Source organism: Streptomyces malaysiense (genome assembly GCF_000980885.2).
GTDB classification, from domain to species: domain Bacteria; phylum Actinomycetota; class Actinomycetes; order Streptomycetales; family Streptomycetaceae; genus Streptomyces; species Streptomyces malaysiense.
In genome coordinates this window covers 1-15177 of sequence record NZ_LBDA02000031.1, presented here as the reverse complement: position 1 = coordinate 15177, position 15177 = coordinate 1, and the positions used below count along the sequence as shown (strand labels likewise).

Annotated in this window: 15 protein-coding genes; 7 read left to right on the top strand and 8 right to left on the bottom strand. The window is 71.6% G+C overall.

The features are described from left to right. Positions 1 to 80: 80 nt before the first annotated feature. Positions 81 to 983: a CBM35 domain-containing protein gene (locus tag VT52_RS13950; RefSeq protein WP_046422165.1), complete on the bottom strand. Its 903-nt coding sequence runs from the start codon at positions 981 to 983 to the stop codon at positions 81 to 83. Positions 984 to 1100: 117 nt separating this feature from the next. Further along, on the bottom strand, positions 1101 to 2753 hold the full coding sequence (gene cdgB / locus VT52_RS13945; protein ID WP_046422166.1) for a diguanylate cyclase CdgB: 1653 nt from the start codon (positions 2751 to 2753) through the stop codon (positions 1101 to 1103). A 385-nt stretch (positions 2754 to 3138) separates the two neighbouring features. Between cdgB and VT52_RS13940 the strand changes: the two genes are divergently transcribed. Together VT52_RS13940 and VT52_RS13935 are read left to right on the top strand one after the other, a co-directional pair. Then, a complete protein-coding gene (locus VT52_RS13940; RefSeq protein WP_107481330.1) occupies positions 3139 to 3630 on the top strand; it encodes a flavin reductase family protein in 492 nt (163 codons plus the stop codon). Between the two features lie 67 nt (positions 3631 to 3697). Then, complete coding sequence (locus tag VT52_RS13935) at positions 3698 to 4165, top strand: GNAT family N-acetyltransferase (RefSeq protein WP_046422168.1); 468 nt, start codon at positions 3698 to 3700, stop codon at positions 4163 to 4165. A 23-nt stretch (positions 4166 to 4188) separates the two neighbouring features. Here VT52_RS13935 and arfB read toward each other — a convergent pair whose 3' ends face one another. Continuing rightward, positions 4189 to 4626, bottom strand: coding sequence for an alternative ribosome rescue aminoacyl-tRNA hydrolase ArfB (arfB, locus tag VT52_RS13930; protein WP_046422169.1), 438 nt, complete (start codon positions 4624 to 4626; stop codon positions 4189 to 4191). Between the two features lie 167 nt (positions 4627 to 4793). On the opposite strand from arfB, the gene VT52_RS13925 reads away from it, so the two are divergent. Next, on the top strand, positions 4794 to 5369 hold the full coding sequence (locus VT52_RS13925) for a TerD family protein (protein ID WP_046422170.1): 576 nt from the start codon (positions 4794 to 4796) through the stop codon (positions 5367 to 5369). A gap of 73 nt (positions 5370 to 5442) precedes the next feature. Here VT52_RS13925 and VT52_RS13920 read toward each other — a convergent pair whose 3' ends face one another. Next, a complete protein-coding gene (locus VT52_RS13920; protein ID WP_206306512.1) occupies positions 5443 to 6834 on the bottom strand; it encodes a M1 family metallopeptidase in 1392 nt (463 codons plus the stop codon). A gap of 181 nt (positions 6835 to 7015) precedes the next feature. Between VT52_RS13920 and VT52_RS13915 the strand changes: the two genes are divergently transcribed. Further along, positions 7016 to 7516 carry a hypothetical protein gene (locus VT52_RS13915; protein WP_046422171.1) on the top strand — a complete coding sequence of 167 codons (501 nt, stop codon included), beginning with the start codon at positions 7016 to 7018 and terminating at the stop codon, positions 7514 to 7516. A 16-nt stretch (positions 7517 to 7532) separates the two neighbouring features. Here the strand turns inward: VT52_RS13915 and VT52_RS13910 are convergent, their stop codons facing one another. Continuing rightward, positions 7533 to 8210 carry a pentapeptide repeat-containing protein gene (locus tag VT52_RS13910; RefSeq protein WP_079175038.1) on the bottom strand — a complete coding sequence of 226 codons (678 nt, stop codon included), beginning with the start codon at positions 8208 to 8210 and terminating at the stop codon, positions 7533 to 7535. A 209-nt stretch (positions 8211 to 8419) separates the two neighbouring features. On the opposite strand from VT52_RS13910, the gene VT52_RS13905 reads away from it, so the two are divergent. Beyond that, the gene (locus VT52_RS13905) at positions 8420 to 9913 is read left to right on the top strand and encodes an MFS transporter (RefSeq protein WP_046422173.1); all 1494 of its coding nucleotides are present in this window, start codon (positions 8420 to 8422) and stop codon (positions 9911 to 9913) included. A gap of 28 nt (positions 9914 to 9941) precedes the next feature. Here VT52_RS13905 and VT52_RS13900 read toward each other — a convergent pair whose 3' ends face one another. From VT52_RS13900 to VT52_RS13890, 3 genes are all read right to left on the bottom strand, one after another. Next, positions 9942 to 10592, bottom strand: coding sequence for a hypothetical protein (locus VT52_RS13900; RefSeq protein ID WP_053055528.1), 651 nt, complete (start codon positions 10590 to 10592; stop codon positions 9942 to 9944). 173 nt (positions 10593 to 10765) lie between these two features. Continuing rightward, positions 10766 to 12172: an NAD(P)/FAD-dependent oxidoreductase gene (locus VT52_RS13895; RefSeq protein ID WP_206306511.1), complete on the bottom strand. Its 1407-nt coding sequence runs from the start codon at positions 12170 to 12172 to the stop codon at positions 10766 to 10768. 10 nt (positions 12173 to 12182) lie between these two features. Next, complete coding sequence (locus VT52_RS13890) at positions 12183 to 12848, bottom strand: rhomboid-like protein (protein ID WP_206306510.1); 666 nt, start codon at positions 12846 to 12848, stop codon at positions 12183 to 12185. A gap of 87 nt (positions 12849 to 12935) precedes the next feature. Here VT52_RS13890 and VT52_RS13885 point away from each other — a divergent pair, with 87 nt between their 5' ends. Next, on the top strand, positions 12936 to 14048 hold the full coding sequence (locus tag VT52_RS13885) for a right-handed parallel beta-helix repeat-containing protein (protein ID WP_046422174.1): 1113 nt from the start codon (positions 12936 to 12938) through the stop codon (positions 14046 to 14048). A gap of 58 nt (positions 14049 to 14106) precedes the next feature. Continuing rightward, positions 14107 to 15171, top strand: a complete 1065-nt coding sequence (locus VT52_RS13880) for a methyltransferase (protein ID WP_046422175.1) — start codon at positions 14107 to 14109, stop codon at positions 15169 to 15171. Positions 15172 to 15177 lie beyond the last annotated feature (6 nt).

The following is a 15177-nucleotide window of genomic DNA, read 5'->3' as shown; positions in this document are numbered from 1 at the left end:
CCATGCGCGACAGCCGCTGGAGAACAACACCTCCGGCGGCTGTCGCGAATGACGGACCCTATCGGCCTCTGCGTGGTGATTCAGGCCTTGGCGATGTAGAGCTGGTCGATGAGGGCGTTGCACTGGTTGCCCTGACCGCAGGCGATCGTCACCGTGTTGGAGCCCTGGTTCAACGTGACGGGGGCCCAGGTGGTCTGCCAGCCCTTCTCGAAGTCGCCCTTCGGCGAGCCGATGAAGTTCTTCATGCCGAGCGGCTGCTGGTTGGCCTTGCCGTTGACCGTCACCGTCGCGTTGGCGTCCTCACCGGGAATCGCATAGCGCACGTACAGGCGGTACGAGCCGGCCTTCTGGATGTCACCGACAGTCCAGGTGACCGAGGCTCCGACCTGGTTGAGGCCGGCCACATACCTGCCTCCCGCCCCCTTCGCACCCTTGACGTCCGTGGCCACCGAGGTGCCGCCCGCCAGTTGCACGGAGCTGTCCGCCGCGTCGACCTTCGGCAGCTCGCCGCCCGCCGAGCTGCTGCTCGTCGGGGTCGGATCCGCGGACTGGGTCTGGGTCGGGGTGGTCCCGGCCCGGTCGCCGGACTTGTCGTCGGAACTGCCGTTGAGCATGGCGACGCCGATGCCGATGACCACCGCGGCGACCACCGCGATCGCGCCGATCAGCAGGCCCTTGGTGTTGGGGCCGCGGCGGCCGGGGCCGGGGGCCGGGGCGTGGCCCGCGGGCGGGGCGCCGCCGGGGAGGGTCTCCGGGGCCTGGTAGTGCGCGTTGGGCTGGCCGTAGCCGCCCTGCTGCGGAACGTAGGGCGCCTGCTGCTGGCCGTACTGACGCTCGCCGACCGCGCGCACCCTGCTGACCGAGTTCGGGTAGCCGTAACCACCGGACGGCGGCTGGGCTCCTCTGGCCTGGCCGTCCGCGTACAGATAGCCGAACGGGTCGTCTTCCTCGGGCGTGCTCGCGCCGTTGTCGCCGGGCGTCATCCCTTGGTACTCCTCAACAGGTGCGAACGGATACGGTCATGGCTGGAAAGGCGAGCCTACCCGTTCCGCTTGAGCCAAACAGGTGACGCAGACCGCATCAACTAGCTGACCTGCGGCTCATCCCGCGCGGCGGTGTTGTTTGGGACGAGATCGTTTCTCTACGTACATCCGCTCGTCGGCGGACTTCAGCACTTCGTCGGCCGTCATCCCGCAGTGCGCCCAGCCGATGCCGAAGCTCGCCCCCACCCGGACCGCCCGGCCCTCGGCCCGGATCGGCTGGATGATCTCGTTGCGCAGCCGTACCGCCAGGTCCTGGGCGTCCGCGCGGCCGAGCCCGTCGGCGAGGATCACGAACTCGTCGCCGCCGAGCCGGGCCACCGTGTCGCCGTCGCGCACCCCCTGGGACAGCCGCCGGGCGACCTCGATCAGGACGGCGTCGCCCGCGTTGTGCCCGAACCGGTCGTTGATCGACTTGAAGCCGTCCAGGTCGCAGAAGAGCACCGCGAGGCCCTTGGTGCCGTCGTCCTGCTCGCCCTCGGGCGCGACGGTGTGCACATGGTGGTCGTAGCCGTCGAACGACTCCGCGCCCGGCGCGAAGTCGAAGCCGTGCCCGCTGGGCCCGTCGAAGGCGGGGTGGTGGCCGTAGGCCGCGTCCAGGGACTCCAGGGCGTGCGCCGGGCGGCGGCACAGCCGGGCGGCGAGCCGTGAGCGCAGCTCGGCGGAGTTCGGCAGGCCGGTCAGCGAATCGTGCGAGGCGCGGTGGGCGAGCTGGAGCTCGCGGCGCTTGCGCTCCTCGATGTCCTCGACGTGGGTGAGCAGGAAGCGGGGCCCGTCGGCGGCGTCCGCGACCACGCTGTTGCGCAGCGACACCCAGACGTAGCTGCCGTCACGGCGGCCGAGGCGCAGCTCGGCGCGCCCGCCCTCCGCCGAGGTGCGCAGCAGGGTGCCGATGTCCTCGGGGTGCACCAGGTCGGAGAAGGAGTAGCGGCGCATCGCGGAGGCCGGACGCCCGAGCAGCCGGCACAGGGCGTCGTTGGTGCGCAGGATGCGGCCCTGCTGCTCGCCGCCCATCTCGGCGATGGCCATGCCGGAGGGCGCGTACTCGAACGCCTGCCGGAAACTCTCCTCGCTCGCCCGCAGCGCCTGCTGCTCGCGCTCCAGGCGGACCAGGGCGCGCTGCATGTTGGAGCGCAGCCGGGCGTTGCTGATCGCGATGGCGGCCTGGAAGGCGTACATCTGGAGGGCCTCGCGGCCCCATGCGCCGGGCAGGCGGCCGTTGCGCGGGCGGTCGACGGATATGACTCCGAGCAGTTCACCGCAGGAGCCGCCCGGCCCGCCCGGGGTGTACATGGGGGCGAAGAGGCGGTCGGAGGGGTGCCACTCGTCCTCGAAGCGGGGCGCGGGTCCGTCCGTGAACCACTGGGGCACGTCGTCGTCGTCCAGCACCCAGCCCTCGGTGTGCGGTATGAAGACGAGGTCGCCCCAGCGCTCGCCCATGCCCAGGCGCCGGTCCCAGGCGTCACGGGAGCCGACCCGGCCGGTGATCAGGGCCTCGGCGGCGGAGTTCCCGGAGAACGCGGCGACGACGAGATCGCCGTCGGGGCGTACGAGGTTCACCCCGGCCATCTCGTACCCGAGGGCGTTGACCACACCGTCGGCGACGGTCTGCAGCGTGTCCGCCAGGCTGCGCGCCGTGTTCATGTCCGCCATGACCTGGTGCAGCTGCCGCAGGGACGCAAGACGGACATACGGCTCCGACTCGGTCTCCATGCTCGCCCTCCCCCCGAGACCTCGCAGCGAATCAAGGGTCGTCGTCCTCGGCGCCTCGTGGTTGCTCCGGCAGTTCCACCGCCACTGAATCACAGCGCGCCGCTAACCCGGTACACAGGGTCAACAATTCCTACCCCTTGTGACTCAAGTCACAGCAAAACATGAACAATTGGGCGGCGTTTCGGCGTTTTCCAAGCGTTCGTCGAATGCCTGCTTTCCGGTTCCGCTCCGCCGCTGGTCCTAGGACCCGGCTCGGGCGGAGGCCCGATGCGGCCGGCGCAGAGCGCACACTAGCGTTTCCGGCGTGCTGAAGACGCCTTCCCCCACCGCCCTCGCAGCTTCCGGGCATGCTGAGGGGGTGAGCAACGACGAGTTCCGGGCCGCGATGTCCCGGCTGGCCGCGGGCGTGGTCCTGGTGACCGCGCAGGAGCCGCCGCTCGACCCCGACGACCCGGACGCCCCGGGCGTGGAGGACGTCGGCATGACCGCCACGGCCTTCCTGTCGGTCTCCCTCGATCCCCCGCTGGTGCTGGTCAGCCTGCGTGAGGGCTCGCGCATGGACGACCTGCTCGCCGAACAGCCGCTGTGGGCGGTGTCGGTGCTCGCCGAGAGCCAGCGGCACATCGCGGGCCGCTTCGCCATGAAGGGCCGCATCAGCGACCGGCTCCTCTTCGCGGACCTCGGCTGCACCCGCGGCGAGGTCACGCACGCCCAGCTGGTCGACGGCGCGCTCGCGACGCTGGAGTGCCGCACGGAGCAGCGGGTGGCGGCGGGCGACCACACCCTGGTCGTCGGGCGGGTGCTGGCGGCCCGGGTGCCGAGCACGGAGGGCGGCCCGCTGACGTATTTCCGGGGCCGTTACCGGAAGTTGGGCTGAGAACCCGCAAATCCCCTCCGGGGTAATTCCGTGGTGGCGGGGTGAACTCGCCGTCTAAGGTGCGCGCGTGACATTGCACCTGGAAGAAATAACGCCCGGGAATTTCGAGGCCGCTCTCGGCATCCGTGTCCGGCCCGACCAGGAGCACGCGGTCGAGCCGGTGGAACGCTCCCTCGCCGAGGCGTACGTCCACCCCCCGGGTGTGGCCTGGCCGCGGCTGATCCTCGACGGCGCACGGCCGGTCGGGTTCCTCATGGCCTTCCTCGACATCGACTGGTACGGCGACGGAAGCGTGCGCCGGTCGGGGCTGTGGCGGCTGAACATCGCGGCGGGCGAGCAGGGGCGCGGGTACGGGCGCTTCGCGGTCGGCTCGGTGGGCGCGCAGATCCGGCGCCGGGGCGGTTCCGACCTGTACGTCACCTGGCATCCCGGGGCGGACGGCCCCGAGGGGTTCTACCTCCGGCTGGGCTTCCGGAAGAACGGGGAGACGAGCGGGGGGCAGACCGTGGGGGTGCTGGGAGTGGGGCACGGGTAGCCGGCGGGGAAGGGCGGGCCCCGCTACCCCCAGTCGCGCCCGGAACGGCCGCGCTTGGTCTCGGCGCGCTGCTTCTTCTCCCGCAGCCGGCGCTCGTTGATGCCCCTCGGTATCCGGGTGGGCCTGCGGGGCTTGGGCGGGGGCGCGCTGGCCTGCGCGAGGAGCGCGGCGAGGCGTACGGCGGCGGTCTCGCGGTTGCGCCACTGGGAACGGTGCTCGGACGACCGCACGGTCACCACCCCGTCGACGAGCCGGGTGGCCAGCCGCTCCAGCGCCCGCTCCTTCCACACCGGCGGCAGCGCCTCGGTGGCCGCGAGGTCGAAGCGCAGCTCCACCTGGGAGTCGCTGGTGTTGACGTGCTGCCCGCCCGGACCGGACGACCTGGAGAAACGCCACATCAGCTCGGCCTCGGGGAGCGAGACGGAGCCGCGGACGACGTATGGACCGGACATGCCCTCCATGTTCCCGGCCCGGGGCCGTCCACGTCACCTGGATTTCCCGGATCCGCGGCGGAGAGCGGGTAAAAAAGGTAAAGGGGTGCGGAACCATGGGCACCCCCCTCGACGTTCTCCCGGGTGACGGTAGCTTCGTCGGCACGCACAGGGACAACTAGGAAGGGACTCCCAACATGGCTGTAAGCCTGTCCAAGGGTGGCAACGTCTCGCTCTCCAAGGAGGCTCCGGGCCTGACGGCCGTCACCGTGGGCCTCGGCTGGGACGTCCGCACCACCACGGGCACGGACTTCGACCTGGACGCCTCCGCGATCGCGGTCGACGCGCAGGGGAAGGTCTTCTCGGACGCCCACTTCGTCTTCTTCAACAACAAGCAGACCCCGGACAGCACCATCGTGCACACCGGTGACAACCGCACGGGCGAGGGCGCGGGCGACGACGAGGCGATCAACGTCAACCTGGGCGGCCTCCCGGCCGACATCGACAAGATCGTCTTCCCGGTCTCCATCTACGACGCGGAGAACCGCGGCCAGAACTTCGGCCAGGTGCGCAACGCCTACATCCGCATCGTCAACCAGGCCGGCGGCGCGGAGATCGCCCGCTACGACCTGTCCGAGGACGCCGCCACCGAGACCGCCATGGTCTTCGGCGAGCTGTACCGCAACGGCGCGGAGTGGAAGTTCCGCGCGGTGGGCCAGGGTTACGCCTCCGGCCTGGTCGGCATCGCCCAGGACTTCGGCGTGAACGTCTGACGTACCGCCGTCTCCGCCCTTCCCCGCCCGAGGGCCCGGGGGAGGGCGGAGCCCCCGGCACGCGGCGCCCCGGTCACGGGTGGGCCGGTTTGCCCTGGCCGTACAGCCAGTCCTTCCATATCTCGCCGAAGTCCTGGTCCGGGAAGCGGTGTTCGACGTACGCCGTGAAGTCCGCGGTGCTCGCGTTGCCGTAGCGGTGCGAGGCCGGCCAGGCGCGCAGAAGGGCGAAGAATGCCTTGTCGCCGACCTTCTGCCGGATCTTGTGCAGCACCATCGCGCCGCGCTCGTAGACCGGCGACCCGGAGATGTGCGCGGCGCCGGAGGGGGTCGCGGGCGGGAAGGCCCACAGGGCGCTGTCGTGGGCGTCGTAGTAGGACCGGAAGGTCTTCTCGGCCGTGTCGCCGCCGTGGTCCTCGTCCCACAGCCACTGGGCGTACGTGGCGAACCCCTCGTTGAGCCACATGTCCCGCCAGGACTTGGGGGTGACGCAGTCGCCGTACCACTGGTGGGCGAGTTCATGGACGAGGGTGCCCAGCTCGGGGGCGCCCGGGAAGACCGGGCGGTTCTGGGTCTCCAGGGCGTAGCCCGCGTCGTCCGGCCGGTCGACGATGGCGCCGACGGAGGAGAAGGGGTACGGCCCGAACGTGTCCTCCTCCCACTTGACGATCTCGGGAAGCCTCGCGAGGACCGCCGCGCTCGCCTTGGCCTGCGTGGGGTCGACCGCGGTGAGCACGGGCAGCCCGCCGGGCCCCTTGGACCGGGTGATGTCGAAGTGGCCGATCGCGACCGTGGCGAGGTAGCTGGCCATGGGCTGGGCGACGTGCCAGTGGTAGGACGTACGCCCCGCGCGGGTGGACCGGTCCGCCAACTCGCCGTTGGAAACGGCCTGGAGGCCCTGCGGGACGGTGACGGTGATGTCGTAGGTGGCCTTGTCGGAGGGGTGGTCGTTGCCGGGGAACCACGCCATGGACCCGACCGGCTCGCCGAGCCCGAGCGCGCCGTCGGCCGTGGGCAGCCAGCCCTCCGCGGAGCCGTCGGGGTCGGTGAGAGTGCCGGGGACGCCTGAGTAGCGGACGGTCGTGCGGAAGACGCGGCCCTTGCGCAGATCGTCGTGCGGCCGGACGGTGAGTTCCTGCCCGGCCCGGTTGTAGCGGGCGTCCCGGCCGTCGACGCCGACCGAGTCCACGTGCAGCCCGGCGAGGTCCAGGTCGAACGCGGACAGGTCCTTGGTGGCGCGGGCCCTGATGACGGCCGTGGCGACCAGGCGGCGGGTGGCCGGGGTGTAGTCCAGGGTGAGGTCGTAGTGGTCGACGTCGTACCCGCCGTTGCCCGCCTTCGGGAAATACGGGTCCCGCACGCCCGGACCCCCCGGCGTGCCGCGCACCCCGCCCCCGCACCCGGTGCCGGCGAGGACGAGTGCCAACGCGACCGCGACGGCCGGTACCAGGCGTACGGATCTGGACATGTCAGCGATCTTAGGCGGAAGCGGATCATCGGGGGAGACGTCTTCGGGAGCGGATCGATCGGCGTCGCGAAGCCCGCTGCCTGCGGAAACAGCTCCCGGACACAGCCCGTTCACAGGAAGGCGGCGGCCCCGGACCGGCACCGCGCCCGGGGCCCCCGCGCCGCCGTGACACCATCGGTCCGTGCTCGACATCGGCTACGCCCTCTCCAACCGGTTCCCGGATCCCCCGCAGACCGACTACCGCCGCGCGGACGTGCGCGCGCTGCGGCACGACCTGTTCTGCGGAGACGTCTACCTCGCGGACACCAGGACGGACCGGGAGCTGTCCACAGCCTGGGGATGGGTGCCGGTGCTGGACTTCGCGTGGGCGTTGTGCGACATCGTGGAACGGCTGGACCGGGATCCGATGGGCTCCCGCGCCGCCCGGCCGCAGCGGGCGGAACTGGACTTCACCGAGTCCAGCGACCGGATGCTGTTCGAGCGTCGCTTCGGCTGGGTCGACATCACGGCCGACTGGCAGCCGCTGGACGAGGCCCCGCTCTCCTTCGCGCACACCGAACTGCGGCGGGAGGCACGGGACTTCCTCCAGGACCTGGTCGCCGACCTCGTGGACCTGCACGAGGACCTGGGCGAGAACCCGGCGATCTGGACCCTCCAGGCCCGCTTCCCCCGCGTCGCCTGAGGGCTCCGCCCGCCCGCTACTCCACGCGTATCCCGAGCGCCGCCGCCAGCGCCGGTGCCAGGTCGAGCAGCTGGGCGGTGCCGATCACCGCGCCGGACAGCCGGTCGAGGCCCCGGGCGATCTCCAGCGGGGCGGCGCCGCGCAGATCGACGTCCTTCAGCGTGGCCCCGGTGAAGTCCGCCCCCTTCAGCGCGCAGTCCACGAACTCCACCCGCTCCAGGCGCGCGCCGCCGAAGTCCGGTTCGACCAGGACGCAGGACTCGAAGACCACGTCGCGCAGCCGGGCCATGCGCAGGTTCAGACAGTCGATCTTGCCGCCGCGCACGACGACCCGCTCCAGCACGGCGCCGTGCAACTGGGTGCCGCCGAGGCGCGGGTCGGTCAGTTCGACGTCGCGCAGGGTGGCCTCGGACAGATCCGTGCCGACCCCGCGCGGACCGGTGAGCGCGGAGTCCAGCACACGGGCGTGCCGCAGCCGTGTCCCGTCGATCGCGCAGCCCCGCAGCGCGCAGTCCATGAACCGGGCGCCCGCCGCGTCCTGGCCGGTGAGGTCCGCGTCCGCGAACTCCAGCCCGTCGTAGTCCCCGTCGGGCTCCAGCCCGGCGCCGGCCCACGGCTCCAGCGGCGGCAGCCGCAGCTCCGGTCGCCGTGCGCCCCGTCCCATCCGGCTCCTGCCGGTCGTTCCCCTCGCCATGACTCCATGCTCCACCCCACCACTGACAATCACCGCCGCCCGCCCGCACCGCTCCTCCCCTCCCGGCCCCGGACCCGCTTCCGGACGCGGGGTCGCGGCACCGCCGGAAAGGCGGCCGGGACGCGCGTACCGGAACCCTGAGAAATACCTGAGAATCAGGGCGAAGTCACCCAGATGCGGCACCTGGCGATCCATGGTGTTCTGGCCAGATGAGCATCGGCCGAACGGGTGAGTCCCGGGCCGCCGCGGAGGGTACGGATCCGCACCGCTGGTGGGGGCTGGTCGTCATCGCCCTGGCCCAGCTGATGGTGGTCCTGGACGCCACGATCGTGAACATCGCGCTCCCCTCCGCGCAGCGCGCCCTGCACATGTCCGACGGCAACCGGCAATGGGTGATCACCGCGTACACCCTTGCCTTCGGCGGGCTGCTCCTGCTGGGCGGCCGGATCGCCGATCTCGTGGGACGAAAACGCACCTTCGTGATCGGGCTGGCCGGCTTCGCGCTCGCCTCCGCGCTCGGCGGGGCCGCGACCGGCTCCGGGATGCTCTTCGGCGCCCGCGCGCTGCAAGGGGTCTTCGCCGCCCTGCTCGCGCCCTCCGCGCTGTCCCTGCTGACCACGATGTTCACCGACCCGCGCGAGCGCGGAAAGGCGTTCGGGCTCTACAGCGCGCTGGCGGGCAGCGGTTCGGCGATCGGGCTGATCGTCGGCGGGGTGCTCACCGAGTACCTGACCTGGCGCTGGTGCCTGTACGTCAACGTGCCCATCGCGGCGCTCGCGGTCTTCGGCGCGTTCACGCTGCTGCACGACCGCCCGGGGCACCGGGACGTCCGGCTCGACGTGCCCGGTGTGCTGCTGGGCTGCGGGGGCCTGGTCGCGATCGTCTACGGCTTCGGCGAGGCCCAGCCGCGCGGCTGGGCGGACCCGCTGGTGCTCGCGCTGCTGGCGGCAGGGGTCCTGCTGCTCGTGGCGTTCGTGTGGTGGCAGGCGCGGGCGCCGAGCCCGCTGCTGCCGCCGCGCATCCTGCGCAGCCGGGACCGGGCGGGCTGCCTGCTGACCATGATGTTCGCGGTGATCGGGATGTTCGGGCTGTTCCTGTTCATGACCTACTACCTCCAGGTCATCCTCGGCTACTCGCCGGTCCGGACGGGCCTGGCGTTCCTGCCGATGACCGCCGCGATCGTCACCGGGTCCACGCAGATCTCGGCGCGGCTGCTGCCCCACGTGCCGCCGCGGTGGCTGCTGGTTCCGGGCATGCTGCTGGCGGCGAGCGGGCTGCTGCTGCTCACCCGGCTGACCGTGCACTCCTCCTACGCCGGGGAGATCCTGCCCTCCCTGGTGCTGCTGGGGCTCGGCATGGGGCTCACCTTCATGCCGGTGTTCGCGACGGCCACGGCGGGGGTCGCGCCGCGTGACGCCGGGGTCACCTCCGCGACCGTCAACACGGCCCAGCAGGTCGGCGGTTCGATCGGTACGGCACTGCTGAACACGATCGCCACCACCAGCGCCGCGACCTACATCGCGACCCGCCCGCACCGGCCCGGCACGGTCCCGGCGGGTGTCGTGCACGGCTACGCCGTCGCCATCGCCTGGGCCGCCGCGATCATGCTCGTCTCCGCCCTGACCGCGGGCCTCCTGGTGACCGCCCCGGCCCCGAAGCACGGCACGCCGGCCGGCACTCCGGTGCGGGAGTCGGTGGGCTGAGAGAGGGACGCGACCCGTTCCGCGCCCGTCAGCCGAGCGGGACGTCGAAGTTCTTCGCGGTGATCTCGGTCCCGTCGGAGGCCTTGGCCGCCAGCCGCTTGTAGCGCAGGACGAGCTTGTCCGCGTCCTTGGTGGGCGTGAAGACGACCCAGCCCGTCGACGTCTTGCCGGTCTCGGCGTCCTCGAGCGGCGGGTAGCCGGCCGCCTTGATCTCGTCGTCGAGGATGGTGGTGCTCGCCTGGTCGATGCCGTTGGGCATGCCGGTGAGGTAGAACGACGAGGCGCCGAAGCTGTCGTAGTACTTCGAGCTCGCGGTGACCGCGACGTCGACCAGGACGACCTTCTCGTCCGCCAGCGCCGGGAACTTGGCCTTGGCCGCCGCCGACGGCTGGAAGTCCTCGACGTACTTGACGACGGTGGCCTTCTCGCCCATCACCTCGTCGTCGATCGTCTTGTTCACCGGCACGGCGGTCCCGGCGGCCGCGCCCCCGTCACCGGCGGCCGACCGCGAGGGCGACGCCGCCGGGGCGGAGCCGCCGGCGGTGGCCGACGCGGTCGGTGCGGGCGAGGACGCGGAATCGGCGCCCGCACCGGAATCGTCGTTGCACCCGGTGAGCAGCAGGCCGCACACGGCTATCGCGGCGACGGCGGGAACGCGGGCGGCGACACGGATACGCATGAAAACAGAACCTCTCCCCGTAGCGGAACGCGGGCCCGCCGCACGATTGCCACGGCAAACCGGACCCGAATGTTCCGCTTGTTGATCTGCGGCGGGGATCATACTTGCCGCCCCAGGTCGCGTTTTTGTCATGGCCCCGTCCCGCTTTCGTCAGGGAGCCAACGGCCGGCGCCTCAGTGCCGTCCCGCCACCCGGTCCGCCACCTTGGCCAGCCGCGAGGACTCCGTCGCCGGGTGGCGGCGCTCGCGGCGGTCGGCCGTGTGGTAGGTGGCGTACATGCCGTGGACCCCGAGCCAGCGGAAGGGCTCCGGCTCCCATCTGCGGACCTTGTGGCCGACCCAGGGCAGTTCGGTCAGTTCGGTGCGGCCCGCCTGCCCGGAGTCCTGCCGGACGAGGTCGCGCAGGGTGCGGGCGGCGAGGTTGGTGGTGGCGACGCCGGAACCGACGTAGCCGCCCGCCCAGCCGAGGCCGGTGGCGCGGTCGAGGGTGACGGTGGCGCACCAGTCGCGCGGCACACCGAGGACGCCGGACCAGGCGTGTGTGACGGCGACCCCCGCCAGGGACGGGAAGAAGCGCACCAGGACGTCCCGGAGCGCCTCCACGGTCGCCCGCTGGGTGCGGCCGTCGTTGTCCGTGCGGGAGCCGAAGCGGTACGGCACCCCGCGTCCGCCCAGCGCGATCCGGCCGTCGGCGGTGCGCTGGGCGTACATGTAGGCGTGCGCCATGTCGCCCAGCGTCTCCCGGCCCGCCCAGCCGATCGCCTCCCACTGCTCCTCGGTCAACGGCTCGGTGGCGATCATCGAGGAGTTCATCGGCAGCCAGGTCCGCTTCTGGCCCTTGAGGGCGGCCGTGAAGCCCTCGGTGCAGCGCAGCACGTAGGGGGCGCGGACGGTGCCGTAGGGGGTGACGGCGTGCTTGGGACGGATCTCGGTCACCGGGGTCATCTCGTGGATCACCACGCCGAGCGCCTCCACCGCGGCCGCCAGGCCCTTCACCAGCTTCGCCGGGTTCAGCCGGGCGCCGTGCGGGGTCCAGGCGGAGCCGACGGCGTCCGCGACCCGGATCCGCTCGGCCGTCTCCCGGGCGCCGTACAGCTCCCGGTCCTTCTCGCCGTACGCCAGCTCGCGCTCGTGGAACGCCCTCAGCCGGGCCAGCTGCGCGGGGCTGGTGGCCACCTCCAGGACGCCGCCCTTGTGCAGGTCGGCGTCGACGCCCTCCGCCTCGGCGACCGCGATCACCTCGTCCACGGTGTCGTTCATCGCCCGCTGGAGGCGTACCGCGGCCTCGTGGCCGTGCAGCTTCGCGTAGCGGTCGCGGCCCGCGATGCCGTTGTACAGCCAGCCGCCGTTGCGGCCGGAGGCACCGTATCCGCAGAACTTCTGCTCCAGGACGGTGATCCGCAGGAAGGGCGCGGACTTCTTCAGGTAGTACGCGGTCCACAGGCCGGTGTACCCGCCACCGACGATCACCACGTCCGCCGTGGCGTCCCCGGGCAGCGGTTCCCGTACCGCCGGGAGGCCGTCGTCCGCGTACCAGAAGGAGATGCCACCGTTCACGACGCTGCTTGCCGAGCTGCTCATGGCCGGGAACCTAACCCTTGAGCGCGGTCAGTGTCTCCTTCGGATTCCATGCTTTTCCGCGGCCTCTGGTCAGCGGATAGCAGGCCAGACCGATCAGCAGCGCGAGGAAATGTCCGATGTCGGTGAAGGTGGGTGTCTCGGTCAGGGGCAGCGCGAAGACGGCGGTGGCGACGGCGAGGTAGGCGTAGCGCCAGGGGGCCGCGATGCGGTAGGTGAGGACGCCGACGACGCCGGCCAGGGCGTAACTGACGCCGATGTCGAGGGTGTCGACCGCCGAGTGGGGCGCGATGCCGTCCCGGATCGCCTTCAGCAGCAGCCCTTCGCTGACCAGCGACGCGAGTACATGGGCCGCCGCGCACACCACGAGCCAGCGGGCCGTGCCGAGCCAGCGTTCGGCCGGGGCGTGGAAGACGGTGTACAGGAACGCGTACGGCAGCCAGTGCCCGCCGTCGATCCACATCGCGCTGGTGACCAGCACTCGCAGCGGGGTGCGGGACAGCTCGTGGATGTTGGTGGACCTGCGGCGCAGGAAGTGCTGCTCGAACCCGGGCGACATGTGGTGCACGGCGACGGTGGTGACGAACAGGACCGCCAGCCAGACGTAGGTGCCCGGGGCGCTGCGGACCCAGCCCGCGACCGCCCCGAGTCCGCGGCGGAGGGGACTGACCCGGGTCACGTCGCCAGTATGCGTCCCCTCGCGCGGACACGCCGCCGATTGGCCTATCCGCACATCTACGGATTATTCGGTCATAACGTACCCAGTATGAAGAGATGTCACATCGCTTACGCCGCGGGTGCCGTCGCGGCACTCGTCGGTACGGCAATCGGTCCGGGCGCCACCTCCGCGGCCGCCCTCCACCAGACCCTCGTGGTCCACCAGGGTGAATCGATCCAGAAGGCCGTCGACAGAGCACGGCCCGGCGACACCGTGCTCGTGCTCCCCGGCACCTACAAGGAGAGCGTCACCATCGGCACGCCCCGGGTCACCCTGCGCGGGACCGGCGCGAACACGGTGATCGAGCCGGCCGAGAAGACGACGGCGGGCAGGACGCCGGCCAAGGACACCAAGAACACCAAGGCCACCAAGAGCTGCGCCGAGGGCGGCAACGGCATCTGTGTGATCGGCACCAAGACGAAGAACGTCGAGGGCGTCACGGTCGCCGACCTGAAGGTGACCGGCTTCAGCCGCGCGGGGGTGTTCGGCATGGCGACCGACACCATGACCGTGCGGGACGTCCAGGCCGTGGAGAACGCCGTGTGGGGCATCGCCCAGGAGCGGTCCGTGCACGGGTACATCACGGGCAACTACGCGCAGGGCAACGGCGACGCGGGCGTCTTCCTCGCCAACACCATCACCGAGGAGGCCGGCGCCCTCGACACCCGGCGGACGGTGGTCGCCCACAACCGGCTGGAGGGCAACCGCATCGGCGTCACGGTGCGGCGGCTGCGCAACCTCTCGGTGGCCGAGAACTACATCGCGGGCAACTGCGCCGGGGTGTTCGTCGTCGGTGACGAGAACAAGCCCAGGGCCGGTGACCTGGAGGTCGCCTTCAACGACGTCACCGAGAACAACAAGTCCTGCCCCAAGACCGACCGGCTGCCCGCCATCAAAGGCTCCGGCATCGTGCTGACCGGCGCGGAGAAGACCGTGGTGGAGGGCAACCGGGTCACCAACAACTCGGGCGACGCGCCGATGTCCGGCGGCATCGTGCTGTTCAAGAGCTTCGTGGGCGTCACCAACGACCGGAACCGCATCAGCGGCAACGCGCTGGCCGGCAACTCCCCCGCCGACCTGGTCGACACCGAGACCAAGGGCATCGGCAACACCTTCGACTACAACGCCTGCCGGGTCTCCAAGCCCGCCGGCCTGTGCTGACCGCCCGACCACTGCCCCCGCTGCACCGACGCACGCCGAGAACGAAGGAAGGCGGCAGATGACCACCGCTGAGACGGCACCGCCGAACCGGGCCACCGCCCAGGCCCCCACCGCCCCGCCCGCGCCGATGCGGCTGCGCGAACTCGTCTTCGGGGCGGCCCTGTCCGCCGCCGTACGGGCCGCCGCCCGCCTCGGTGTGCCGGACGCCCTCGGGGACACCCCGCAGAGCGCCGAGGCCCTCGCGGCCGAGGTGCGGACCGAACCCGGGCCGCTGCGCCGGATGCTGCGGGCCCTGGCCTGCTACGGCGTCTTCACCGAGCGGCCGGACGGCACCTTCGCGCACACCGACATGTCCCGGCTGCTGCGCGAGGACGACCCGAACAGCTTGCGCGCCATCGCGCTGTGGTGCACCGAACCGTGGACCTGGGCCGCCTGGCCCAAGCTGGACGAGGCGGTGCGCAGCGGCCGCAACGTGGTGGAGGGCCTGTTCGGCAAGGAGTTCTTCACCTATCTGAACGAGGACGCGCCGGAGTCCGCGGACGTCTTCAACCGGGCGATGACCCGTTCCAGCGAGCAGTCGGCACGGGAGGTCGCGGCCCTGCTCGACCTGTCGGGGGCCGCGTCCGTCGCCGACCTCGGCGGCGGCCAGGGGCACGTGGTGGCCTGTCTGCTGGACAAGTACCCGGGGATGCGGGGCAGTCTGCTGGACCTGCCCCGGGTGGTGGAGAACGCGCTGCCGAGGCTGCGCGAAGGCGGCGACCTGGCCGGCCGCGCGCAGATCGTGCCGGGCGACGTCCGCGAGGCGATCCCGGTCAAGGCCGACGTCTACGTCATCAAGAACATCCTGGAGTGGGACGACGAGAGCACGTCCCGGCTGCTGCACAACGTGGTCCAGGCGGGCGGGCCCGGAACCCGGGTGATCGTCATCGAGAACCTGGTCGACGACACCCCGTCGATGCGCTTCAGCACCGCGATGGACCTGCTGCTGCTCCTCAACGTCGGCGGGGCCAAGCACACCACCGACAGCATGGTGAGCCGGCTCACCGCGGCGGGGCTCGCGGTGGACACCGTCCGGCCGGTGAACCCGTACCTGCACGCGTTCGAGTGCCATGTGAGCGCGTGACCGGCG

Excerpts from the sequence above, each read along its gene's own strand:
- VT52_RS13900 (WP_053055528.1), bottom strand. The coding sequence starts at position 10,592 with ATGCGTATCCGTGTCGCCGCCCGCGTTCCCGCCGTCGCCGCGATAGCC.
- VT52_RS13940 (WP_107481330.1), top strand. The coding sequence starts at position 3,139 with ATGTCCCGGCTGGCCGCGGGCGTGGTCCTGGTGACCGCGCAGGAGCCG.
- VT52_RS13880 (WP_046422175.1), top strand. The coding sequence starts at position 14,107 with ATGACCACCGCTGAGACGGCACCGCCGAACCGGGCCACCGCCCAGGCC.
- VT52_RS13905 (WP_046422173.1), top strand. The coding sequence starts at position 8,420 with ATGAGCATCGGCCGAACGGGTGAGTCCCGGGCCGCCGCGGAGGGTACG.
- VT52_RS13910 (WP_079175038.1), bottom strand. The coding sequence starts at position 8,210 with ATGGCGAGGGGAACGACCGGCAGGAGCCGGATGGGACGGGGCGCACGG.
- VT52_RS13950 (WP_046422165.1), bottom strand. The coding sequence starts at position 983 with ATGACGCCCGGCGACAACGGCGCGAGCACGCCCGAGGAAGACGACCCG.
- VT52_RS13885 (WP_046422174.1), top strand. The coding sequence starts at position 12,936 with ATGAAGAGATGTCACATCGCTTACGCCGCGGGTGCCGTCGCGGCACTC.
- arfB (WP_046422169.1), bottom strand. The coding sequence starts at position 4,626 with ATGGAGGGCATGTCCGGTCCATACGTCGTCCGCGGCTCCGTCTCGCTC.
- cdgB (WP_046422166.1), bottom strand. The coding sequence starts at position 2,753 with ATGGAGACCGAGTCGGAGCCGTATGTCCGTCTTGCGTCCCTGCGGCAG.
- VT52_RS13925 (WP_046422170.1), top strand. The coding sequence starts at position 4,794 with ATGGCTGTAAGCCTGTCCAAGGGTGGCAACGTCTCGCTCTCCAAGGAG.
- VT52_RS13920 (WP_206306512.1), bottom strand. The coding sequence starts at position 6,834 with ATGTCCAGATCCGTACGCCTGGTACCGGCCGTCGCGGTCGCGTTGGCA.
- VT52_RS13895 (WP_206306511.1), bottom strand. The coding sequence starts at position 12,172 with ATGAGCAGCTCGGCAAGCAGCGTCGTGAACGGTGGCATCTCCTTCTGG.